Raw genomic sequence first — 23,699 nt, forward strand, 5'->3', positions numbered from 1 at the left:
AAAACTCCCAAAATTACCTAAAAAATCAATGCGACATGCGCTCAAAAAATGGTTCAGGTGACGCGACTTCCACCAAACGCTTCCGCCGTTTTTCAATTTCAAAATATCTTGTACCAACAGACCTTGCGAACTCTCGGTCGTGCGAAACAATAATGGCCGTTGCCCCTTTTTCAACAATTTCGGCTTCCAGCATTTCACGCCCGGGAATATCAACATGGTTAGTTGGTTCGTCTAACAAATAAAAATTTGGCTCAATTAATCTAAGGCTTAAAAGCGCCAAGCGCGAACGCTGACCATAGGACAAATGCCCTATTGGCTTTGACTGCTTTTCAAACTCAAATCCAATATTGGCGAGCAAAGAACGACACCGTGCATTGCCAACGCCTTTGTGTTGCAAGATGAAGTTCTCAGGCGTTTCATCAACTGGCAGCTGCGAAATCTCTTGGTCAGCATACCCCAGCACGGTCGAAGGCGTGCCCCATATCCCCAACTCAGAACCCTCAGATTGAAACGCGCGATGGACTTTCTTGATGAGCTGGGTTTTGCCAGCGCCATTTTCAGCCAAAACCACAATGCGGTCACCCGCATAAATCAGTTCTTTCTCAATACTGAAAAGCTTATCGCCATTGGGTGCGCAAACTGTCACATCTTCAAATGACATGATCACTTTGGCGTGCGTGCCGCGATTGGCCAGCGTAATGTCGCCATGCCGCTCTTTGTGCAAGTCTTTGAGATTATCTTCAATATCGCTTGCGCGCTTGCGAAGCTGCTTGGCTTTCGTTTGAAGCAAATCTGACCCAGAATTTATGCCAACATTATTGAGCTTTGCCGCTTGTTCTCGCAATTGTTTGGCTTGTTTCTGCTCTTTTATCAAAACTTTTTCTGCCGCCGCATCTTCCTGCTCCAAAGCAGCACGTGCCTCAGAATATGGAACGGAAAAATAGCGCGAAATTCCGGGCCTCAAAAACAGACTGCGATTCGTACAATTGTCCAAAAACGCACGATCATGGCTGGCTACAATCATTGGCACTTGAGCGGATGTTTGCTTTATCCAACTCTCGAGTTGAACGATTTTCGCCAAATCCAAATGGTTGGTTGGCTCATCGAGCAACAATATGTCCGGCTCAGTCAACCAAACACGGGCAATCATGATCAACCGCCGCCATCCACCGCTGAGTTTGCGCAACGGTTCGTGATATTGCGCTTCGGGCACCTGAAACTCCGCAAGGGCAACATCGACCCGCCAAATCTCATAATCCCGCTGTTCGTCTGATAGTGCAGAAGCAACAAAGTCATAAACGGATTGATCAAGTTGGTCTTGTTCAACTTCTTGTTCAACATAACCAACGCGCGCACCGCGAGAAAATGCAATTTGACCACTACTTGGTTCGCTTTGCCCTGCCAGAAAGCGCAACAGTGTGGTTTTGCCACGCCCATTGGCAGCGATAAGGCCAACGCTTTCGCCGTTGGAAACAGAGAGATTTAGATTTTTGAAAAGTTCAGCTTGCGCAATTGCGCTCACGTCTTTGAGTTGAATAGAAGCCATTTTGTTGCCCTGGTCGACAATCTTGTCGAATTGAATAAGCTGCTAGGCGCAGCCGAACTGGGCGGACCAAATCATTTTCACACTGATACGAGAATTATTGGCCAGCCCTACATATTAAGAAGAAACATGCAGGGCAAAACGCGGGCCAAACCATAATAAGCAAATGCGATGCGCCATAATCATCTTGCTCTCCCCGCGTTAGATCAATTGAACAATGCGCAAGAAGCTAACGTAGCAATTTGGGATTGGCAAGAACTAGAACGAACCCGCAGCTAAACAAACACAAAGAACCCAGTGAAGGTCCATAAAAGCATATTGCGGGAAATTGGCCAGCGGGCAAGCCGGTACGCAAAACTATCAAATCCGACTTGCGCCAACCAATAAAAAGTCGCCTCAGCCGGGCGGTCCGATACGCTGACCTTTGCTTTAGCGACCATATACGGGAACTCCATACTCTCAAACCGTATGTATATAGTTCTAGCACCACGTTGTTAAAAAAGTGCTGACGCTCCAGTTAGATTTTATCAATAATTTCCGTCGCTTAACGGCACAGTCGATAATCTTTTGTTTAGAAAGATAAACGCAAACCCCTCTCAAAATCGCATAGAACATACCGAAAACGAAGCCACCTAAACCGCCAGAAAGCTTAGGGAAAACTGTCAAACTCAATTTGAAATGATGAGCAACAAATGATGCTATTGTGATAAACGAAATTCACTAATTTGATTCGAACTTATGAAGGCGCGGCATGGACAACGGTGATGATCTTTTCGGAAAATTTGGCGATGAACCGCCAAAAAAGAAAAGCGAGCCAAATTTGACGCCTCCTGCGACACCAAAGCCGGCCGCAGCCAAACCAGTTGCTGCGCCAGCGCCGAAGTCTGCTGCGCCTAAGCCATCTTCAAATGATGGCAGCACCTACACCGCTGACGACATTGAAGTCCTTGAAGGTCTGGAACCCGTCCGACGTCGCCCAGGCATGTATATTGGCGGCACTGACATTAATGCGCTGCACCATCTATTTGCTGAAATCATCGACAACTCGATGGACGAAGCGATTGCCGGACACGCGTCTCGCATTGAAGTGCATTTAGATGCAGAAGGCTATTTGACCATAACTGACAATGGTCGCGGTATTCCAGTAGAACCTCACCCCAAATTCAAAGACCGCTCAACGCTCGACGTCATTATGACAACGCTACATGCCGGCGGAAAGTTCGATTCCAAGGCGTACGAAACATCAGGCGGCCTGCACGGCGTGGGCGTGTCCGTCGTCAACGCTCTTTCTGATGATATGATCGTTGAGGTCGCACGAGACCAAAACCTATATTCACAAAGCTTCTCCCGCGGGCTGGCCACAACAGGCGTTATCGATCACGGACCAGTGCGCAACCGGCGCGGCACAAGTACAAAGTTCCACCCAGACCCGCAAATCTTTGGCGAGAAAGCAAAGTTTTCTCCCAAACGCATTCACGACATGAGCCAAGCAAAAGCTTACCTTTTCGCGGGCGTGGAAATTCGCTGGTCTTGTGACGAAGCATTGGTCGAGGGTAGCGATATTCCGGCCAAAACCACATTTCTGTTCCCCAATGGACTTCAGGACTATGTGGAGGGCCGCGTTGAAGGCAAAACGCGAATTGTTGAAGAAACATTTGCGGGGCGCAAGGGCGGCGCAGGCAAACATGGCTCCGTTGAGTGGGCGATTGCATTCACATTGGGTGACAGCTTCATCAACTCCTATTGTAATACAGTCCCAACCCAAGATGGTGGTACGCACGAATCTGGACTACGCACAGCCCTACTCCGCGCAATGAAAGCCTATGCGGAACTAACCGGCAACAAGCGCGGCTCCGTGATCACGGCAGAAGATATTTTGGCAAACTGCAGCGCAGTCTTGTCAGTGTTTGTGCGCGAACCCGAATTTGTAGGTCAGACCAAAGACAAGCTTTCAAGCGGCGAAGCAACGAAAATCGTCGACAACGCAATCCGCGATGCCTTTGACCATTGGCTGGCCGCCTCGCCCAACCAAGCAGCAAAATTGCTTGATTGGACCATTGATCGCGCAGAAGAGCGCATTCGCCGCCGCAAAGAAAAAGAAATTGACCGCAAGTCCGCAACTCGTCGTCTTCGATTGCCGGGCAAGCTGGCCGACTGTTCCCAAGGCGCAGCGCAAGGCGCGGAGATCTTTATTGTTGAGGGTGACAGCGCGGGCGGCAGCGCCAAACAAGCGCGCAACCGTAAAAACCAAGCAATTCTGCCGCTTCGCGGTAAGATATTGAACGTTGCGGGTGCCACCAGAGACAAGATTACTGCCAACCAGCAAATCGGCGATCTTGTACAAGCACTCGGATGTGGCACCAGGGATCGATATAAATCAGACGATTTGCGATACGATAAAATCATCATCATGACCGATGCGGACGTGGATGGAGCGCACATTGCCTCCCTTCTCATGACGTTCTTTTTCCAAGAGATGCCGCAATTGATTGATGAAGGTCACCTTTATCTGGCTATGCCTCCGCTCTATCGGATCACGCAGGGCGCAAAAACGCTCTATGCAAATGATGATGATCACAAAGATCAGCTCATGGAGACTGAGTTCACCGGTCGTGGCAAAGTTGAAATCACGCGATTTAAAGGTTTGGGCGAAATGCCGTTCCAACACCTCAAAGAAACAACAATGAAGCCTGGCTCTCGTCGCCTTGTTCAAATCAGCGTGGCACAACAACATGCTGAAACAAAGGATTCTATCGACCGTTTAATGGGCAACAAACCTGAATTACGATTCCAATTCATCCAAGAGAATGCTGAGTTCGCTAGCGATCTTGATATTTAGTACTGCAATGCAATTGCAACCTGGGATTGAAATACGTAAAATCTACTAGAAAGTGTGAGTTTCACGCAACATTGCCCCGGGACGCATTAGCTTTGTTAACAAAAATGCAATAAGCGCATTGACTTAAAGGCATCGCACGCTATTGTCCTTGGCGCGGGGCCACTAATTATTTCTAGTTAGACCGTAATCGGCAAAGTGGACGTATTTACTTGAGTGAAAAATTCAAAGAATTGGGGCTGAGCACAGCTGTTACCAACGCGGTAATCGATGCTGGCTACACCACCCCGACAGATATTCAGCAAAAAGCCATTCCACACATTCTCGAAAAACGAGACGTGGTTGGTATTGCACAGACAGGCACAGGCAAAACAGCATCGTTTGTTCTGCCCATGTTGACCTTGCTCGAAAAAGGCCGCGCCCGCGCGCGGATGCCGCGCACACTTATTCTGGAGCCAACGCGTGAACTCGCAGCTCAAGTGCACGAAAACTTCGAGAAATACGGCAAAAACCACAAACTGACCGTCGCCCTACTCATCGGCGGCGTTTCTTTTGAAGAACAGAACAAAAAGCTTGATCGTGGCGCTGACGTCTTGATAGCGACGCCTGGCCGCCTTATCGATCATTTTGAACGCGGACGCCTTCTAATGACAGGTGTCGATGTTTTCGTGATTGATGAAGCAGATCGCATGCTGGATATGGGATTCATCCCAGACATCGAGCGAATCTCATCATTGCTACCAAAACGTCGCCAAACACTATTCTTCTCCGCCACTATGCCGGATGAAGTCGCGCGATTGACCAAAAAGTTCTTGAACGACCCAGTAAGCGTTGAGACAACACGTCAAAACTCAACTGCAGATACGATCGCGCAAAAAGTGATGAAGGTCGGTTCAAAGCCATTTGAAAAACGCGCAGCCCTACGCCAGCAGATTGATGCTTGTGAAGGATTGAAAAACGCGATTATTTTCTGCAATCGTAAGCGCGATATCGCGACATTGAAAAACTCAATGACACGCCATGGTTACAACACAGGCGCCTTGCACGGCGACATGGACCAAAAATCCCGGATGGCAACACTAGAAGGCTTCAAAAAGAACGAAATCACGTTTCTAATTGCAAGCGATGTTGCTGCGCGCGGTTTGGACATCCCAGACGTCAGCCATGTCTTTAACTTTGACGTGCCGACACATGCTGAAGATTATGTCCACCGAATCGGCCGAACAGGTCGTGCCGGACGGTCTGGCGTCGCTGTTTCGCTGGTTGCGCCAGCCGACACAAAATATCTCACCGCAATCGAAACTCTAATCGAGAAAAAACTCGAGTGGGTCGAGACTGCAAAAAAAGAGCAAAAAGAACCTGAAAAACAGAAACGCGACAAAAAGCGCAAGGCGCAAAAACCAGTCGCTAATGGATCAGAATCAGGCAATAAAAGCTCGAATGTCGAAAATTTTGATGCACAAGAAAACAAAGTTTCATCCAATCAAAAGAACCGGCGCAAATCACACAATAAAAATCAAGACGCAATGCCATTTGGCCAATCAGATCAAGTACCTGCGTTCCTGCTTAGGCCTGTGAGGCAAGCCAGTTAACAGCATCCTTAACTCAAAATTTAACCTTTTGAGACATTAAGGCATGCAAGAATATTAAAGAATAAGTGTGTAGCAATACGCATGATGTCGTTGGGTGGAGCCATTTAGATAATGCTTGTATCTGAGCATGATTATCAGCGGACGCTTGAATATTCGTTCTCCGCATTGGGGATGCTGAAACGCGCGAAAATTCCACCCTATCCGCACTTTTACGAACTTTGTTATACGTATGCATCAGGCATCAATGAGCAGCTCAACGAGCGCTTGAATATGCTATTGGGCAAAGACAACGCCCTGTCGATGGAAAACGTATTACAAGTTTACCGCGAGTTTTTCGACAACCCCTCTGATCTTGAGTCTCAACTGACTAACGTTAGTCAGGAAATGTCATATAAGATTGACGCGGTTAACCGCGCGATGGACGAAGCGATCGACACTGCCGAAGGCTATTCAGGTTCTTTGGAGGGCGCTGCCAACAAACTCAACACCAAGTTGGATGAAGCTGCACTGCAAAAACTGGCCGCAAAACTGCTAGCAGAAACAAAGCAGATGCAAGAAGCCAACCAGAACCTGGAAGAGAAACTCAAGGTTTCAAAACAAGACATTTCTAGCCTCAAGCGCGATTTGGACACGGCACGCCGTGAGACAATGCTTGACGCGCTGACCAAGATTCCTAACCGGAAGAGCTTTGATCAGCGACTAAAACAGGAATTTGAAGCCTACGAGCAGCACGGCAAGCAATTTAGCTTGTTGATGATGGATATCGACCACTTCAAAGCATTCAACGACAATTATGGACACCAAACAGGCGACCAAGTGTTGCGCCTTGTTGCCATGACGCTGAAATCTAATATCAAGGGTCGCGATCACGCAGCTCGATATGGCGGCGAAGAATTTGCTGCAATTCTGCCTGACACCGATATCAGAGGCGCGCGTCAAATTGCGGATAAGATCCGTAAAGCCGTTCACGCCAAGGAATTGCTGAAACGCTCGACAAACCAAAAGCTGGGCAGGATCACCATTTCAATTGGTGCTGCACAAGTGCATCGTGACGAGTCAATTCATGAGCTTATCGAACGCGCAGACGAATGCCTTTACACAGCAAAACGTGAAGGCCGAAATCGCGTTGTTTGTGAAACTGACGAAGTATTCCGAAACTCAAAAGTCGCCTAGTTACAATTACGTACTAGGTTTTCTTAGCAAATAGATTCAATGAAAGTGGCGGCCTAATTGCCGCCAGCAGCTCGTGCTTTGGCTATTTCTTGCAAATCAGCTGGTTCGAGCATCACACTTTCGCCGCACCCACAAGAACCTGTTTGGTTTGGGTTTTCGAACGTGAATTCAGATTTGAGAATATCTTCCTTGTAGTCCATCACAGTTCCGAGCAAAAACAGCGTCGCTTTGGGGTCGATATAGACTTCAACCCCATGCTCGGAAACATGATCGTCTCCCTGCACCGGCTCACTCACATAATCCAGCGTATAAGCCATACCTGCGCAGCCGGCATTTTTGACACCAACGCGCACAGCGTTGACGCTTTCATCACCAGATTGGGCAAGAATACTTTTAACTTGCTCCGCAGCTTTTTCTGTAATGGAGAGGATTCTCATCTCGTTATTACCACCAATTCAGCGCAACCTGCGCTTCTTCTGACATTCGATCAGGCCCCCAAGGCGGCTCAAACACCATGTTGACCGCAACATCTTGAATGCCCTCAACAGTGCGCACCGCATTTTCAACCCAACCTGGCATTTCACCAGCAACCGGACAACCGGGCGCCGTTAAAGTCATGTCGATTGTAACATTGCGGTTTTCGTCCAAGTCTACCTTGTAGATAAGACCAAGTTCGTAAATATCAACCGGGATCTCAGGATCATATACTGTTTTGAGCGCCGCAACGATATCGTTTGTAAAGCGCTGGATTTCAGCATCCTGCAATCCACCGCCGATAGAAATATCAGCTGCATTTACAGCAGGCTCATTTGCGGTGTTAGTTGCTTCTTCACTCATTGATACGCTCCTTTAAGCGAAAAACTTCTGCGCTTTTTCAATCGCTTCAATCAAAACATCCACGTCGTCTGTGCCATTATAGACGCCAAACGAAGCGCGGCATGTAGATGTCACGCCAAACCGCTGCAATAGTGGTTGAGCACAATGTGAACCGGCACGAACAGCAACACCATAGCGATCCAAAATCGTGCTCAAATCATGCGCATGCACACCCTCAATCGCAAATGAGAATATAGCACCTTTGCCCGGTGCGTCGCCAATCAATCGCAAAGAATTGATTTTGCTTAACTTCTCACGTGCATATGCACCAACTTCTGCTTCATGCGCCTTGATGTTTTCTCGACCAATCGAATTGATATAATCGATCGCCGCCCCAAGCCCGATTGCTTGAACGATTGGCGGTGTGCCAGCCTCGAAACGATGCGGCGGCTCGTTGTATGTCACCTCATCCAAGGTCACATCACTAATCATTTCGCCGCCCCCTTGATAGGGCTGCATTTCCGCCAACAACTCTTTTTTGCCGTATAGAACACCAATACCGGTGGGACCATAGAGCTTGTGGCCAGTCATTATGTAGAAATCGACATCAAGATCTTGAACATCGACTATTTCATGGACCGCACCTTGGCTACCATCAACCACCACAGGGATTCCGCGCGCATGGGCAATATCACACACACGTTTGATCGGCACCACTGTGCCCATCACGTTTGACATATGAGTTAGCGCGATGACTTTAGTCCGGTTGCTCAAAGCTGCTTCGAACAAATCAATATCGAAACTGCCATCGTCAGCCACATCGACCCACTTGATCACCGCACCGTTGCGTTCTCTATGAAAATGCCACGGCACGATATTGGAGTGGTGTTCCATTTTGGTGATGACGATCTCATCGCCTTCTGAAATCCGAGGACCTGCGAAACTTGAAGCAACGAGGTTTAACGCCTCTGTCGCGGACCGCGTAAACACCACTTGGTCAACGCTTGGTGCATTGATAAATGCACGCACCTTTTCGCGTGCATCTTCAAAGGCTTCCGTTGCTCGATTGGAAAGCGTGTGCAAGCCACGGTGCACGTTGGCATATTCGTGACTATAGGCATGCATCATCCGATCCAGCACCTGCTTTGGCTTTTGCGCCGAGGCACCGCTGTCCAAATATACTAACCGATTGCCGTGGATTTCTTCCTGCAAAATCGGAAAGTCTGCACGCACGCGTTCCAAATCAAACATAATTGGCGTCTACGCCTCTTCTCGATCATCTAGCCAGCTATCAACACGGGCTTCTAGCTGTTTAACTACGGCTTCAACCTCAATTGGCTCGAACATTTCAGCCAAGAAAGCACGAATAAGCATCGCCTTTGCTTCCTTACGCGGAATGCCGCGGCTCATGAGATAGAACAAAGAGTTTTCATCCAATTCGCCGCATGTCGCACCATGCGCACAAATCACATCGTCAGCAAAGATCTCAAGTTCCGGCTTCACCAAAACTTCGCCACGTTCAGACAAGATCAAACCCTGGCTCATCATTTGAGCGTCAGTTTTCTGTGCATCCTTAGCAACAACAATTTTACCTTGGAAAACTGCCTTTGCACCATCATGCACGACGTTTTTGAACATCTCAGTACTGGTGGTATTTGGCACCAAGTGGTTGACGTTCAAGGTAATATCCGCATGTTGCTTGCCAGCCAGAAGATTCAAACCGGCAAAATCCGCATGGGCGCCACCACCGTTAAAATCGGCAGTTACAACCGTCCGACTAAGTGGCGTTTCAGTATGCTGCACGAATGTGCGCAACAAGCTGTCCGCCGCCAAAGAGTAGCGGTTATTTGCAAAATGGCGTGTCTCATTTGAGTTGCCATCAAGCTGCAAATGCACAACTTGAGCGCCCTCGCCCAGTGAAATTTCAGTTGTTGCTAGGCCCAAATGCGCTGCATCCGAGCCATTAAAGGTCTCAAGCAATGTCACTTTGCAACCGTCTGCAACCTCAACGGTTACTTTGTCTGCATTAATCGCTGCATCACCGTCAATAATCCGGTCGATGTGTAAAACTTGATCAAGTTCACCTGAAACCTTGATTTCAACTGTGTCACCTACAAGCGCTTCGCTGATCAAAACAACACTATCGTCACCTGATGCTGCATTGGCACTTGTTGCGACACTCACGCCTTCCAGATCAAAGTCGCCAGCAAGTTCGCCGTTGACGATTTCAACACGTGCAGTACCTGCAAATTCTGAACGCGCGGCTTTGTTGCCATCATTTGCTTGCGCAAGTGCTGAAGGCACATCGCGCAACAAAGTTTTGAGGTCGGTATAGTGATAAGCCTCAATTCGGCGTGTAGGTAGACCATTTGCAGCGAATTGCGTCGCCGCCTCGTCTTTTCCTTGTGCCAAAAGAAGCGCTTTCAGCTGCTCCTCGGCGCCACTCAATTTGATAATTTGTTGGTTCACAAAACTGCCCTCGCCTTATGCCGCGTGGCCATCAAATGAAGAATAGCCCTTGCTCTCGAGTTCAAGTGCCAATTCGCGATCGCCACTTTCAACGATGCGGCCATCAGAGAACACGTGCACGCGGTCTGGAACGATATAGTTCAACAAACGCTGGTAGTGGGTGATCACAAGCATAGAGCGGTTGGCGGCGCGCAAGTGGTTCACGCCTTCTGAAACAATTTTCAACGCATCAATGTCTAGACCACTGTCGGTCTCATCAAGAACGCATAGTGAAGGTTGCATCAGAGCCATCTGAAGGATCTCAGCACGCTTCTTTTCGCCACCAGAAAAACCAACATTCAATGGACGCTTCAGCATGTCTTGCTTGATCTCAAGCTTCGCGGACGCTTCTTTTACCATTTTCATGAATTCAGGGATTTTAAGCTCTTCTTCGCCGCGCGACTTACGCTGCGCGTTCAAAGCTGCTTTCAAAAACGTCATGGTCGCAACACCCGGGATTTCGATCGGGTATTGGAATGCCAAGAACAAGCCAGCCGCCGCGCGCTCATCCGCTTCCATTTCCAACAAGTCTTTGCCGTTGAACAAGATTTCGCCTTGCGTTACCTCGTAGCCATCTTTGCCCGCAAGCACATATGAAAGGGTCGACTTACCAGAGCCGTTACGACCCATAATCGCGTGCACTTCGCCCGCTGGAAGCGTCAGGTTTACACCTTTGAGGATCTCTTTGTCTTCTTCCTCAACCTTTACGTGCAAATCTTTGATTTCAAGAATTGGCGTTGTCATATCTTTGTCCTTCATGTTCGGCCGTCATCCCGGTCGGCCTGTCATTTCTTTTGCCCGTTTGGGCGTTGTTCAACTCGCAGCACTCACTGCGTAAAAATCTGTAGTTACCAAACAAAAACTGCTACGGCCCACACAATGCCTGTCGCAATCACACCAGCAATAAGCCCGATTTGTTTATACATTTCAGGCTCTTCTTTTTTGACACGGCCAGCGACCAACCAGCCCATACCCGCGCCAACAGCTAATGCGAAAAGCAGTTTTTCCATTTGATCTAACCCACACTACCTTCAAGGCTAATGCCAATCAGCTTTTGGCTTTCCGCCATAAACTCCATTGGCAGATGCTGTAGCACGTCCCGCACAAAGCCATTCACGATCAATGCAACCGCTTCTTCTTCATTTAGGCCACGCTGTTGGCAATAAAACATCTGATCATCAGAAATCTTTGATGTTGTCGCTTCATGCTCAAATACAGCTGATGAGTTTTTGCTTTCAATGTAGGGAACGGTATGGGCGCCACATTTGTCGCCGATCAACAAGCTGTCACATTGGGTAAAGTTCCGCGCGCCTGTTGCCTTCGCATGGGCTGAAACCTGACCGCGATAAGTGTTCTGCGACACGCCAGCGGAAATACCTTTTGAGATAATCCGGCTTGATGTGTTCTTGCCCAAATGGATCATCTTCGTGCCGCTATCAACTTGCTGGTGGCCGTTAGAAATCGCAATTGAATAGAATTCACCAACAGAGTTGTCTCCGCGCAAAATGCAGCTTGGATATTTCCAAGTGATCGCAGAGCCGGTTTCAACTTGTGTCCAAGAGATTTTTGAATTTTTGCCACGGCAATCACCGCGCTTGGTCACAAAGTTGTAAATTCCGCCCTTGCCGTCTTTGTCGCCTGGGTACCAGTTCTGAACAGTCGAGTACTTGATCTCAGCATCATCAAGCGCAACCAATTCAACCACAGCAGCATGCAGTTGGTTTTCGTCGCGCATTGGCGCCGTACAGCCTTCAAGATAGCTCACATACGAGCCCTCTTCGGCAATAATCAATGTACGTTCAAACTGTCCGGTCTTTTCTTCATTGATCCGGAAATAGGTCGACAATTCCATTGGGCAACGCACACCCTTAGGAATGTAGACAAACGAACCATCTGAAAACACAGCACTGTTTAGCGTCGCGTAGAAATTGTCTGTCGCTGGTACAACTGAGCCCAGATACTTTTTCACGAGATCTGGATATTCCTTCAGCGCTTCTGAAATCGAGCAGAAGATCACGCCGTGCTTTGCCAATTCCTCGCGGAACGTGGTGACAACAGATACACTGTCAAACACAGCATCGATGGCGATTTTCGCGCCTTCAACACCAGCCAACACAGCTTGCTCTTGCAACGGAATGCCGAGTTTTTTGTATGTTTCGAGCAACTCAGGGTCAACTTCATCAAGGCTTTTTGGCCCCGGCGTCGATTTTGGCGCTGCGTAATAGTACAAGTCTTGGAAGTCGATCTCAGGATAATCGACACGCGCCCATTTAGGCTCTTCCATTTGTTGCCAACGGCGGAAAGCATCCAAACGCCACTCAAGCATCCATTCTGGCTCTTCTTTCTTCGCAGAAATAAAGCGCACAATATCTTCGTTCAGGCCCTTAGGCGCCATGTCCATTTCAATATCGGTTTTGAACCCATATTTATATTTGTCTACGTCAATCTCTTTGACGTGATCGATTGTTTCTTGAACAGCTACCATTCATTCGCTCCTAAACGTTCTCCAACCATTACGCAGCAGCGCCACGATTTGATTGGTGGCGATCAACAATTTTCTTTGTTACCGCCAGAAATCTCTCAATATCATCCCTTGTGGAGTTCCACCCCACGCTCATCCTCAATGCGCAATCAGCCAAGGCATCATCAACGCCCATTGCTGAAAGAACATGTGACCGAGAAACCTTACCCGACGAGCAAGCTGATCCCGCCGATAGCGCAACATTTTCAAGATCATAATTGATCATGCTAATGTTATTTTTCAACTCTGGAATCGCAAAACACATTGCCGTGCCAGTGCGATCAACCTCTGTGCCAAAGATGGTTGCGTCGGCAGCAATTTTCAACAGCTCTGTCTGTGCAAAATCAATCAGTTTTGCCTCGCGCACTGCGTCAAAATGCGCCTTAGCGCTTTCCGCCGCAATTCCAAACCCTGCGATCAATGATGCACTCTCGGTGCCGCCACGTCTGCCCTGCTCTTGGCCACCACCCGGAATAAGCTTCGCACTGTCCATAGCTGGTTTCACAATTAGCGCACCAACGCCAACCGGTCCGCCAACTTTGTGCGCAGATATTGCCATTGCATCAACGCGAGATGGATCAAAAAAGAACTGGGTTTTGCCGAAACCTTGCGCTGCATCCAAGATCAACAAATGATCAGTATCGCGAACCAAATCTTCGACATCCGAAATTGGCTGTATCACAGCTGATTCATTGTTCACTTGCTGAATTACGATCATCAAACGCTCTTCTGCCGCGTTTGCTTTCGCAATCACATCAGTAAGCCAATCAATGTCATAAAGGCCATTCGTCAGCATAGGCATTGCTACGGCTTCTTGCTCGCAGCTTTCAACAGCACGGATCACCGCCATATGTTCGCCAGCACCATAAATGATACGCGCAACACCTGCACTTTTTGCGCCACCAACAATGGCTTGCGTCAATGCTTCGGTTGCAGAGCCGGTGAATACGACACGGCTGCGGATTGTGCCAGCAGCCAATGCGACTTGATCTCGCGCTGTTTCAATTGCGGCGCGCAATTTGCGTCCATTTGCGTGCACTGACGACGGATTTCCGACCACATCCAACATCTCAACCATAGCGTCGCGCGCTGCGGGCAGCAGCGGCGCAGAGGCGTGATGGTCCAGATATGTGACAATGTTGGTCATTTTATCGAAATTCGTTCACTCATTTGGCCAAATAATCCAATCAGTTCTTGAAATTCCGCCCCCTAAATAGGTAAAAGGATCGCTCAAGTCGGACTAATTGGACCAAAAAACTAGTTTTGAATAATTCTAAACTGGTATTTTGCCCTCACGTTTTAGGAAGCACGCAACCATTCGTCAACCTTTTTCCCCATAACCCACACCCAACTTTTGTGTGAGTTAGTTGCAAAAAGTCAAAGACAAGAATTAAGCGCGAAAGAAGGTCAACTTTATGCCTGAAGTCTTTTTCAATGGCCCATCCGGTCGCCTAGAAGGTCGTTACCAGCCGTCCAAGGAGCCAAACGCGCCCGTCGCAATCCTGTTGCACCCTCACCCTGAGTTCGGTGGCAACATGAACAACCAGATTATCTACAACCTCTTCTACATGTTTGTTGAGCGCGGCTTTTCAGTCCTGCGCTTCAATTCACGAGGTGTTGGCCGCTCACAGGGTGCTTTCGATCATGGCCTTGGCGAGCTTTCCGATGCCGCCGCTGCACTTGATTGGCTGCAAACGCTGAACAAAGAAAGCCCAGGCGTATGGATCGCCGGATTCTCCTTTGGTGCTTGGATTGGCATGCAATTGCTGATGCGTCGTCCTGAAGTTGAAGGTTTTATATCAGTTGCTCCACCAGAAAACCTTTATGACTTCTCTTTCCTCGCGCCTTGTCCTTCTTCTGGCCTGATTATCCATGGCGAACAAGACCGAGTTGCACCGCCTGATTCTGTACAAAAACTTGTAGACAAGCTGCAGGCACAAAAGGGCATCACCATCGAGCAGCAAATTGTGGAAGGTGCAAATCATTTCTTCCAAGACAAGATCGAAGATCTGACAGAGCGCTGCGCTGAATACCTAGATCGACGCCGGGCAGATATTGCGGCCGGCGGCGGCCGTTAGTTTAGTAACCAATAAGGAAAAGCCAAAATGACCTACAAATCCGATTTTTTGCGCACTCTTGAGAGCCGCGGATTTTTGTATCAGCTTTCTGATGCAGAAGCCTTGGACAAGAAACTGTGTGAAGGACCGGTAACGGGTTATATCGGCTTTGACGCAACAGCCAAGAGTTTGCACGTGGGCAACCTCGTGCAAATCATGCTGCTCTATTGGTTACAGAAAACCGGCAATAAGCCGCTTGTCCTTATGGGTGGCGGCACATCAATGGTTGGCGACCCGTCTGGTAAAGACGAAATGCGCCAAATGATGACGCCTGAAATCATTGAAGGCAACAAGGCCAGCATTCGCGAAATCTTCGACGGACTGCTCGAATTTGGCGAAGGCTCAACTGATGCCACAATGCTCGACAACGCCGAGTGGTTGATGAAACTCAACTATGTCGACTTTTTGCGAGAAGTTGGCAGCAAAATCTCCATCAATCAAATGCTGACACGAGAATCTGTAAAACAGCGCCTGGACCGCGAGCAGTCGCTGAGCTTTCTAGAGTTCAACTACATGATTTTGCAGGGTTACGACTTTGCTGAGTTGAACCGCCGTTACGGCTGCACTTTGCAAATGGGTGGTTCCGACCAGTGGGGCAACATCATTTCTGGCGTGGACTTGGCACGCAAACTCAATGGTGCTGAATGTTATGCAGTCACTACGCCGCTAATAACCAAATCTGACGGTTCAAAAATGGGTAAGTCTGTATCTGGTGCGGTATGGCTAAAGCCAGATATGTTCTCGGTTTACGACTATTGGCAATTCTGGCGCAATACAGGCGACGCTGACGTCACCAAATTCGCTCGCATGTTCACGACGATGGACCTCGACGAAATTGCACGTTGGGAGGGCCTTGAAGGCGGCGAGATGAACGAAGCCAAGAAAATCTTGGCCACCGCTGCAACCGCTCTCATTCATGGTCAGGATGCGGCAGACGCTGCAGCCGAAACCGCACGTCAGACTTTTGAACAGGGCGCAATCGACTTGTCATTGCCAACTGTTGAAGTTTCAACTGCTGAACTCAATGCCGGCATTGGCATGCTAAATGCCGCTGTTTTGGCAGGTCTGGCGGGTTCAAACGGTGAAGCACGTCGCTTGATCAAATCAGGCGCTCTAAAACTCAATGACGCCAAAGTTGACGACGAGCGTGGCACCGTTTCAGAAACGGATCTATTGGCAGAGGGTGTGATTAAACTATCTGCTGGCAAGAAACGTCACGTTTTGATTAAGCCGATTTAGTTTCAAACACGCAGCTGATCAGCATTTTTAGAAGGCGGGGCTTCAGCACCGCCTTTTTTTAATTGCCAGTGCTTCCCACAGCCTCAAGGGCACGACGTGCTTCTTCATCGCCTGATCGTGCCTTAAATTCAAAGATACGGCGGAAAACACCTGGTGCCAGAATTGAGGCCGGGTTGATGGAGAATTTCGGATTGTCCAAGTCTCCACGAATGGCAAAAGTTACACCAATCAACCCCTCGCCGTCCCGTCCGCCAAGCAACTTACCCAGGAGCGGCAGTTTCTGGAAAATATTGTTAAGGCCAAATAATGGGATGTAGGTGCCAACAAGGTCATATTGTCGGGTCTTGGTGAGGATGTTTCCGCGCAACGTTCCACCAATTGTACCACCATCAAGCGCGCCGTCACTAATCGTGATTACGCCATCTGAACCGACAAATTTGGCCTCACCACGCTTGAAATTCACTCGATTTTCACGCTGGATCAGCGCACGACTGTCGCGGTGGTTACCCATAACTTGCGCAACCTTGTCCTCATCAACAATTGAAAACTCATTTAGCGCGAATTCACCGCTAACCTGCCAGGGCGCGTTCTGAATGTTCAAAACCAGACTGCCCTCGCCATTGAGTAGTTGTGAGTACATTCCAATAAATCGCAGAAGAGTGCCCAGATCATTTGTTGCGGCTGACATCAAACGGCCCCTAGACACAGGATTTGTCGCAATTGACACGACCTTAGAGTTGCCAAGCGATGTTTGCACATCCACACGAATAAAGTCCGCGCCTTTAAACCGCAAATGTGCATCCATACCAAAAGCAGTTGTTTTATAGAATCCGAGCGCGCGATCTAGTTTTACTTTAATGTCGATAATCTGGTTTTCCGCGTTCGACGTCGCCTTGCTGCTTGCTTGCTCGTCCAAACCTAGGAAGCGTTTGAGCATCGGTTTGAGATCGAGCTGTTCGCCAATTACCTCGACAGCAAAGCCCCCCTCTATGGGTTTCATTGACACACTGGCGCGATCACCTTCATTCAACACTAAGTCGACAATATTGGCAGACAACAACCCGTCTTTGAGATCGTACTGCAACGCCCCAGCGACCCGCACCTTGTCAAACCGCATATCAACGGTTTGCGCATCAACCAAGTCGCCATCAAGGAGCAGCGTTGCATTCACTTGGCCCTTTACACCAGGCTTCTTGTTGATGCCCAGTTCGGCAAATTTCACACGCGCATCCGTTAAATCAACTGCAAGCTGGATCGTTTCACCAGACGGCCGCCCAACAATGCGCAACGGCCCTTCAACAAACTGACTTAGGTCGAGGCCTAATGCTTTCCGATCCTTTTCGGTCAATGTAGCGCTTGCAGTAATCACCGGTGCGGCATCATCTTCGGCCTCAACCAAGATATCTGCGCCAAGCCCATCAATATTGGCCCGACCGGCAACCCGATATCCAGCTTGCGAGGCAGTAAACTGTACCGTGCCATCTGAGACCACATGCCCTTCAATCGGAAACTTCGACGCGAAGTCTTGCACAGAGCCGTTTAGCGTATAATCGAGGCCTTTTGGTTTGCCCCCTTCGTCTTGCGAAACCGTGGCGATTACCTGCACGTCGGCTACACCATCTAAATCCTCAGGACGGTATTCAACATCGAAATCCTTTAGAAGGTTGAGCGGTTCTTTGTTCGCAATCGCAACAAGTGTTCCAACTGCGCCTTTCAGCTGCCCAGAGATTTCAAAGATCTGTTCCTTTGCACCATTATCTCGGTTCAAATAGGCAGCATTTTCGATCGTGACCTCACCGCTGTCATCACGTACGACAGCCGTATCAAATCCCATCACCATGTGATGGTCCTTGACTGAAACGCTGGTCGTGCCATCAATCTCGATTATCGGAAACCCGGGCAGCGGAACAAGTTCGACATTCTTGGCTGTACCTTCAATCAACACACCGCCTTGCGGAATCCGTCGATCCTCACCCGGTTTGCCAATTGTGCCAACGGGAAAGTTGAAACGCATTTTTGCTTCGTCAATCCGACCGCCTGTTACATTTTCAACAAACCATTCGCGCGCTTCAGTCGCCAAAAAGTATGGCCACAGTCGCTTCAAATCGTCAGCAGTTGCGCCTTTGCCGAATAACGTAAGATCAAACCCTAACCCCTTCTGCAGCACATCAATCCGACCCTGCCCATCGAGTTCAAGCTGATCATCTCTGAAGCTAAGTTGATCGATCCCCATCGCGCCATAAAGAGGTGCGGACCAACCCGATACCGTAATTGTATCCAAGACATTGGTTGGAGCGTCCAAATCATCAGGGCGTAGGTAGGTATCACGTAATCGGATCGAATAACCAACAGTTGGGCCATAACTGTCATCTAGCCCCATAACGAATTCGCCATCGAGCAGACTTGAAGACTGTCCAATTCGCACCGCAAATGGTGCCAATTTGTACCGCGCTTCGCGAGGAAACCATTCAACTTGCGCAGGCTTTGCCTCCACGTCAAACAGATCACCTTGGATAGAAGCGAGAGTGTCAGAGATATCGATATCGAAGGCACCGTGAACCACACCGTCTTCATCAAAATCCACCCCAACCGCCATGTTGGTGCCGCCCTTTAACGCGAACAGGCCATCCTGATCATCCAGAAACGGGAGAACAAGCGCTAAGTCAATATTCTCAAATTCGCCGTCGACACGTCGTTTGGCACCCTCCATTTGCGCCCATAGCAACTGGCCAAATGTCCGCCTCCCACCGGTTGTGAATTTGAGGTCCATTTGCACGTCTGCGCCAAATGCCTCCATTTTCACATCAACTCTGTCGAGTTGCCGATAGAGCTGATAAATGCGATCTAGAACTTCAACATTTGCACGTCGAATTTCTAGCGTACGGAACGACGCAGATGCGCTTTCTTGCGCAAACAGTGCGAAAACCTGCTCAAGTGCTTCGACACCTTCGATTGCCCAGGCATTGTCCGATTTAATTGGCGCGTTGCTCTGCTCGCCTTTTTCATCAGCAACAACGCCATCATTCGTAACGGTTATCGTCGGCGCATCAACACTTTCGGATTGCAATCGAACGATGGGCTGCTGTTCGCTTTCATCGTCAAACTCGACTTTTGCCAACCGGATGCCACTATAATCTTGTACGAGCTGAATATTTGGCTCATCAACCAAAATCTCTAGTGTCGGTTTCCCTGTGAAAAGTGCTGGGGTAAACCAAGCGAACCGCACATTGTTGATGGCCACGCGTGCACCACTGGAGATGTGGACCAATTCAACATCATCAAGCCTTGCTGTAGGCATCCAACCATTTTGCAGCTGAATGCCGGACTTGGCGAACACCAGTTCATATTCACCTTCGGTGACTTGAGCCGCAAATTGGCTCCTGATGGCGTCGTCAATCCAAGGTAGACTTAGGGGCGCGACAATTACCCGAATGAACAACCCAACCAAAACGACCACAATAGCAATCGGCCAAATAAATCTCTGCCGTTGCCAAAATGGTTTTGGTTGCGCCGAAGCATCACTGCTATTTGCAGATTGGTTTGTCATCTAGCCCGCATCTTTGCCTAACCCCACCCTATTGATAGTCAATCCCAATGATGGATCACAAGTGGCATCTCTGACTTGAAAAGTTGACCGTTCTAAGGCACTGATAATCAAAGCAAATATCACATCATTTTTGTAACTGATAAAGGGGAAAACTATGAGCGAACTCAAAGTAGGACAACCAGCCCCCATTTTTAAACTTCCAACCGATTCGACAGGTACTTTTTCTTTAAGCGATCAGCGGGGAAAAAACGTTGTGATTTTCTTTTATCCCAAAGACAGCACGAGCGGATGTACCATCGAAAATGTCGATTTTACCGCCCTAATGTCAGAGTTTGAGGCTGCAAACACTGTACTAATCGGCATTTCTGCGGACAGCCTAAAACGCCATGAGAATTTTCGCGCCAAAAATGATCTCAGGGTGATTCTTGGTTCAGATCCGGACAAACAAGTTATTGAACAATATGGCGTTTGGGTCGAAAAGCAGATGTATGGCAAAACCCATTTCGGTATCGAACGCGCAACATTTCTCGTAGATGAAAAGGGAAATCTGGCGCAAATTTGGCGCAAAGTGAAGGCAAAGGGACACGCGCAGGCTGTCCTTGACGAAGTCAAAGCTCGGCAATCTGCCTAATGCAAAACTATGATTTGTTTGACGGCGCGGTGGCGGTTGTAAAAGCCAACGACTTAAGCGAAAAAACGGATTTAGCGCTAAAGCTCGGCTCAGATTGGTTCCATCGCCGGATTGGAAAAGGCCGCTTTGACGCTTCCCAATTGCCGGAGTTGCCAGGCCGCCCCGAAAAACCAATATTATTGCCACCGGGTAAGATGCCGAAGCGCAATCTCAATAATGAGAAAGGTCGACAAGCCCATATACACGCGTTGGCACATATCGAACTGAGCGCGGTCGATCTCACTTGGGACTTGATCGCTCGATCAGCGGGAACCAAACTACCCCGCTCCTATTTCGACAATTGGGTGCAGGTTGGGATGGAAGAAGCAAAGCACTTTCGAATGCTCGAAACTAGGCTAGAGGAAATCGGCATGGAATATGGCGACCTCCCTGCCCACGATGGTTTGTGGCAATCTTGCGCTGAAACCGCGCACAGCCTTCTTGCGCGGCTTGCCATCATCCCGCTGGTCTTGGAAGCACGCGGGCTCGATATAACGCCCATCATGATTGAAAGAACCAAATTACATGGTGATCTCGCAACGGCCAAAATTCTTCAAACCATCTATAACGATGAAAAACGCCACGTTGCGTTCGGCGCAAAATGGTTTCGCTATATGTGCGACTTAGAGAGCAAAAAGCCGGTTGAGACATTCCAAGGACTGGTGCGCAACCATTTCCGCGGCGCGTTGAAGCCTCCCTTTAATGACAAAGTTCGCAGCGCCGCTGGCCTCACACCACAATTCTACAAACCACTCGCGCCAATTATCGGCTAAAGGTTTCGCGCTTTATTAACCATACTCGTTCACAGTTGCGAATAATTTGATTTGTCTGTCGAGTGAGTATTTCGTGCGTAGTTTTGCAACGACCAGCCAGAAGGCCAACCCACTGCCATCACTTGCCTTTTTTAAAGGCGAGCGCTTCAAACATTTTTGGATATATGCGCTGGTGGCCGTTCTGTTTTCTTCAAATGTTTTGCTGGCTATTGCACTCTACAAGAGCCCAAAAATCGCCGCGGCTTTGTCCTCCGCTTCAGAGATTCAACTAGCGGCGTACGAAAACAGAATTGCGCATCTGCGCACAGAGCTGGATCGCTTGCACTCACGGCAGTTCGCAAAATCTGGCAATATCAATTTGCAATTGCAAGAATTGGCCGCACAGCAAGAGCTGCTGATTGAACAACACGACTATGTGAAATCGCTGGCGGATAAAGCAAAATCGCTTGGCCTTGATGTGAAGTCGAACAAGAGCGCTGCATTTAGAGCGCCCAATGCGCCTACATTCGCTAACAACGCTGTCACAGATATTGCAAGCGTCACCGAAAATATCATTTCAATGCAAGAAGATAGCCTATATGCACTAACTGCTATCGCACAATCGGCACAGTCCAGCACAGACAAAATAGCGTCTGAACTCAAACGCGCGGGACTAAATATAAGCCTCCCAGACGCAACAGGCGGCCCCTACATGCCACCTCGAAGTAACTTAGGTTTGGACGTCGATTACATGGACCATATCGACGCGGCCAATGCGGCGATGAGCGCATTGACGCGCTTTCAACATGCAAGGAACGCACTGTCGGCGGCGCCAATCCACCGTCCGCTAGCGTGGAAACACAAATACAGTTCGCGCTTTGGTAACCGGCGTGATCCATTTACAGGCAAATCCGCATTTCATTCGGGATTAGACTTCCGCGCACCGCAAGGCGCAAAGGTCACGCCCATCGGCGCGGGACGTGTCACGTTTGCTGGCCGCAAAGGCGGATATGGAAACACAGTGGAAGTCACACACTCTAATGGCTTGGTTTCGCGCTATGCGCACCTCTCCGCGATCCGAGTAAAAAAAGGACAAACGGTAAATCCAAACCATATGTTGGGACTGGTTGGTTCAACCGGTCGAAGCACCGGCCCTCATTTGCATCTTGAAGTGCGAAAAAATGATAAACCGCTAAACCCCGACCGCTTTATCACAGCCGGGGCGAAACTAGCAGCGTTCCTCAACTAGAAACTATTCGTCGTCGTCCTTGCCTACGCGTAAGGCCAAGGCAGCTTCCATAAACTTATCAAGGTCGCCATCCAACACGTCAGCTGGCTGCGTGCTCTCCACATTGGTGCGCAAGTCTTTTACCATCTGGTATGGCTGCAGGACGTAAGAGCGGATCTGATGCCCCCAGCCAATGTCAGACTTTTGTGCACTCTCTGCATTTGCCGCTTCTTCACGCTTTTGAAGTTCGGCCTCATACAAGCGCGCACGAAGCATTTGCCATGCCGTTGCGCGGTTCTTGTGCTGCGAGCGATCATTCTGACACTGCACCACAATACCTGTTTCGATGTGCGTAATCCGAACCGCGCTGTCGGTCGTGTTAACATGCTGACCACCTGCGCCCGACGCCCGGTACGTATCAATGCGTACGTCAGATTCGGCAACTTCAATTTCGATACTGTCATCGATCACGGGATACACCCAAATCGACGAAAAGCTCGTGTGTCGGCGAGCCTGAGAATCATATGGCGAAATGCGAACAAGCCGGTGAACGCCGCTTTCCGTTTTCAGCCAGCCATATGAGTTGATGCCTTTAATGAGCAAAGTCGCGGACTTGATTCCGGCTTCTTCGCCATCATGCATTTCGATCACTTCTACCTTGTGACCACGGCGCTCCGCCCAACGCGTATACATACGCAAGAGCATGTTGGCCCAGTCCTGGCTTTCGGTACCGCCAGCACCTGCGTGAACTTCCAAATAGCAATCATTGCCGTCAGCTTCACCGGACAATAGTGTCTCAATCTGCATCCGGTCAGTTTTGACCTTCATCTCCAAAAGCGCTTTTTCGGCCTCGGCGACGACTTCGGTGTCGTCTTCCATCTCACCCAGTTCGATCAAATCCATATTGTCGGTCAAGGTCGACTGAAGTTCATTAATCGAGTTGATTTGACCCTCCAAAAAGGTGCGATCACGCATAACCGCTTGCGCCTTTTCGGTATCATTCCAAAGGTCAGGGTCCTCGGCTTTCTGGTTCAGCTCATCGAGACGAGACTGGGCAGTATCCCAGTCAAAGATGCCTCCTCAGCAGGCTCATTGCCTGCTTAATTTCGTCCACTACGGATTGGATTTCTGCGCGCATAAGATTGATTAACTCACGA

General features: G+C 49.0%; 20 protein-coding genes. 8 read left to right on the forward strand and 12 right to left on the reverse strand.

Annotated features, from left to right (window positions below):
• Positions 1-25: 25 nt before the first annotated feature.
• A complete protein-coding gene (locus tag QQL65_RS13970) occupies positions 26-1,546 on the reverse strand; it encodes an ATP-binding cassette domain-containing protein (protein WP_284365545.1) in 1,521 nt (506 codons plus the stop codon).
• Between the two features lie 272 nt (positions 1,547-1,818).
• Positions 1,819-1,983, reverse strand: a complete 165-nt coding sequence (locus QQL65_RS13975) for a hypothetical protein (protein ID WP_284365547.1) — start codon at positions 1,981-1,983, stop codon at positions 1,819-1,821.
• 311 nt (positions 1,984-2,294) lie between these two features.
• Between QQL65_RS13975 and parE the strand changes: the two genes are divergently transcribed.
• From parE to QQL65_RS13990, 3 genes are all read left to right on the forward strand, one after another.
• A complete protein-coding gene (gene parE / locus QQL65_RS13980) occupies positions 2,295-4,382 on the forward strand; it encodes a DNA topoisomerase IV subunit B (protein WP_284365549.1) in 2,088 nt (695 codons plus the stop codon).
• 209 nt (positions 4,383-4,591) lie between these two features.
• Positions 4,592-5,971, forward strand: coding sequence for a DEAD/DEAH box helicase (locus QQL65_RS13985; protein WP_284365551.1), 1,380 nt, complete (start codon positions 4,592-4,594; stop codon positions 5,969-5,971).
• A gap of 111 nt (positions 5,972-6,082) precedes the next feature.
• Positions 6,083-7,144, forward strand: a complete 1,062-nt coding sequence (locus tag QQL65_RS13990; RefSeq protein WP_284365553.1) for a GGDEF domain-containing protein — start codon at positions 6,083-6,085, stop codon at positions 7,142-7,144.
• 53 nt (positions 7,145-7,197) lie between these two features.
• Here QQL65_RS13990 and QQL65_RS13995 read toward each other — a convergent pair whose 3' ends face one another.
• The 8 genes from QQL65_RS13995 to QQL65_RS14030 form a co-directional block, all read right to left on the reverse strand.
• Entirely contained in the window at positions 7,198-7,581 is a 384-nt protein-coding gene (locus QQL65_RS13995; protein ID WP_284365555.1) for a HesB/IscA family protein, read from the reverse strand.
• Positions 7,582-7,588: 7 nt separating this feature from the next.
• Entirely contained in the window at positions 7,589-7,981 is a 393-nt protein-coding gene (locus QQL65_RS14000) for an SUF system Fe-S cluster assembly protein (protein ID WP_284365557.1), read from the reverse strand.
• Between the two features lie 12 nt (positions 7,982-7,993).
• Positions 7,994-9,211, reverse strand: coding sequence for a cysteine desulfurase (locus tag QQL65_RS14005; RefSeq protein WP_284365559.1), 1,218 nt, complete (start codon positions 9,209-9,211; stop codon positions 7,994-7,996).
• 9 nt (positions 9,212-9,220) lie between these two features.
• Positions 9,221-10,429 (reverse strand): Fe-S cluster assembly protein SufD, encoded by a 1,209-nt coding sequence (gene sufD, locus QQL65_RS14010; protein ID WP_284365561.1) that lies wholly within the window; start codon positions 10,427-10,429, stop codon positions 9,221-9,223.
• A 15-nt stretch (positions 10,430-10,444) separates the two neighbouring features.
• Positions 10,445-11,200: a Fe-S cluster assembly ATPase SufC gene (sufC, locus tag QQL65_RS14015; protein WP_284366301.1), complete on the reverse strand. Its 756-nt coding sequence runs from the start codon at positions 11,198-11,200 to the stop codon at positions 10,445-10,447.
• Between the two features lie 116 nt (positions 11,201-11,316).
• Positions 11,317-11,478 carry a hypothetical protein gene (locus QQL65_RS14020; protein ID WP_284365563.1) on the reverse strand — a complete coding sequence of 54 codons (162 nt, stop codon included), beginning with the start codon at positions 11,476-11,478 and terminating at the stop codon, positions 11,317-11,319.
• 5 nt (positions 11,479-11,483) lie between these two features.
• On the reverse strand, positions 11,484-12,953 hold the full coding sequence (sufB, locus tag QQL65_RS14025) for a Fe-S cluster assembly protein SufB (protein ID WP_284365565.1): 1,470 nt from the start codon (positions 12,951-12,953) through the stop codon (positions 11,484-11,486).
• Between the two features lie 28 nt (positions 12,954-12,981).
• The gene (locus tag QQL65_RS14030) at positions 12,982-14,136 is read right to left on the reverse strand and encodes a cysteine desulfurase family protein (RefSeq protein WP_284365567.1); all 1,155 of its coding nucleotides are present in this window, start codon (positions 14,134-14,136) and stop codon (positions 12,982-12,984) included.
• 268 nt (positions 14,137-14,404) lie between these two features.
• Here QQL65_RS14030 and QQL65_RS14035 point away from each other — a divergent pair, with 268 nt between their 5' ends.
• Both QQL65_RS14035 and tyrS read left to right on the forward strand, forming a co-directional pair.
• Positions 14,405-15,067 carry an alpha/beta hydrolase gene (locus QQL65_RS14035; RefSeq protein ID WP_284365569.1) on the forward strand — a complete coding sequence of 221 codons (663 nt, stop codon included), beginning with the start codon at positions 14,405-14,407 and terminating at the stop codon, positions 15,065-15,067.
• A 27-nt stretch (positions 15,068-15,094) separates the two neighbouring features.
• The gene (gene tyrS, locus QQL65_RS14040; protein WP_284365570.1) at positions 15,095-16,345 is read left to right on the forward strand and encodes a tyrosine--tRNA ligase; all 1,251 of its coding nucleotides are present in this window, start codon (positions 15,095-15,097) and stop codon (positions 16,343-16,345) included.
• 58 nt (positions 16,346-16,403) lie between these two features.
• Here the strand turns inward: tyrS and QQL65_RS14045 are convergent, their stop codons facing one another.
• On the reverse strand, positions 16,404-19,892 hold the full coding sequence (locus QQL65_RS14045; protein ID WP_284365572.1) for an AsmA-like C-terminal domain-containing protein: 3,489 nt from the start codon (positions 19,890-19,892) through the stop codon (positions 16,404-16,406).
• 154 nt (positions 19,893-20,046) lie between these two features.
• On the opposite strand from QQL65_RS14045, the gene QQL65_RS14050 reads away from it, so the two are divergent.
• The 3 genes from QQL65_RS14050 (at position 20,047) to QQL65_RS14060 (ending at position 22,563) form a co-directional block, all read left to right on the forward strand.
• Positions 20,047-20,523 (forward strand): peroxiredoxin, encoded by a 477-nt coding sequence (locus tag QQL65_RS14050; protein WP_284365574.1) that lies wholly within the window; start codon positions 20,047-20,049, stop codon positions 20,521-20,523.
• Positions 20,523-21,335, forward strand: a complete 813-nt coding sequence (locus tag QQL65_RS14055) for a ferritin-like domain-containing protein (RefSeq protein ID WP_284365576.1) — start codon at positions 20,523-20,525, stop codon at positions 21,333-21,335. Before QQL65_RS14050 ends, QQL65_RS14055 begins: the two co-directional genes overlap by 1 nt.
• Positions 21,336-21,408: 73 nt before the next feature.
• On the forward strand, positions 21,409-22,563 hold the full coding sequence (locus tag QQL65_RS14060) for a M23 family metallopeptidase (RefSeq protein WP_284365578.1): 1,155 nt from the start codon (positions 21,409-21,411) through the stop codon (positions 22,561-22,563).
• A gap of 3 nt (positions 22,564-22,566) precedes the next feature.
• Here the strand turns inward: QQL65_RS14060 and prfB are convergent.
• Positions 22,567-23,680 (reverse strand): peptide chain release factor 2 gene (gene prfB, locus QQL65_RS14065; protein ID WP_284365580.1). Its coding sequence is split into 2 segments (ribosomal slippage): positions 22,567-23,610 and positions 23,612-23,680, totalling 1,113 coding nucleotides; the frame shifts between segments, so codons are not numbered across the junction.
• Positions 23,681-23,699 lie beyond the last annotated feature (19 nt).

The sequence above is a fragment of the Maritalea porphyrae genome, from assembly GCF_030159895.1.
In the GTDB taxonomy this organism is placed as follows: Bacteria; Pseudomonadota; Alphaproteobacteria; order Rhizobiales; family Devosiaceae; genus Maritalea; species Maritalea porphyrae.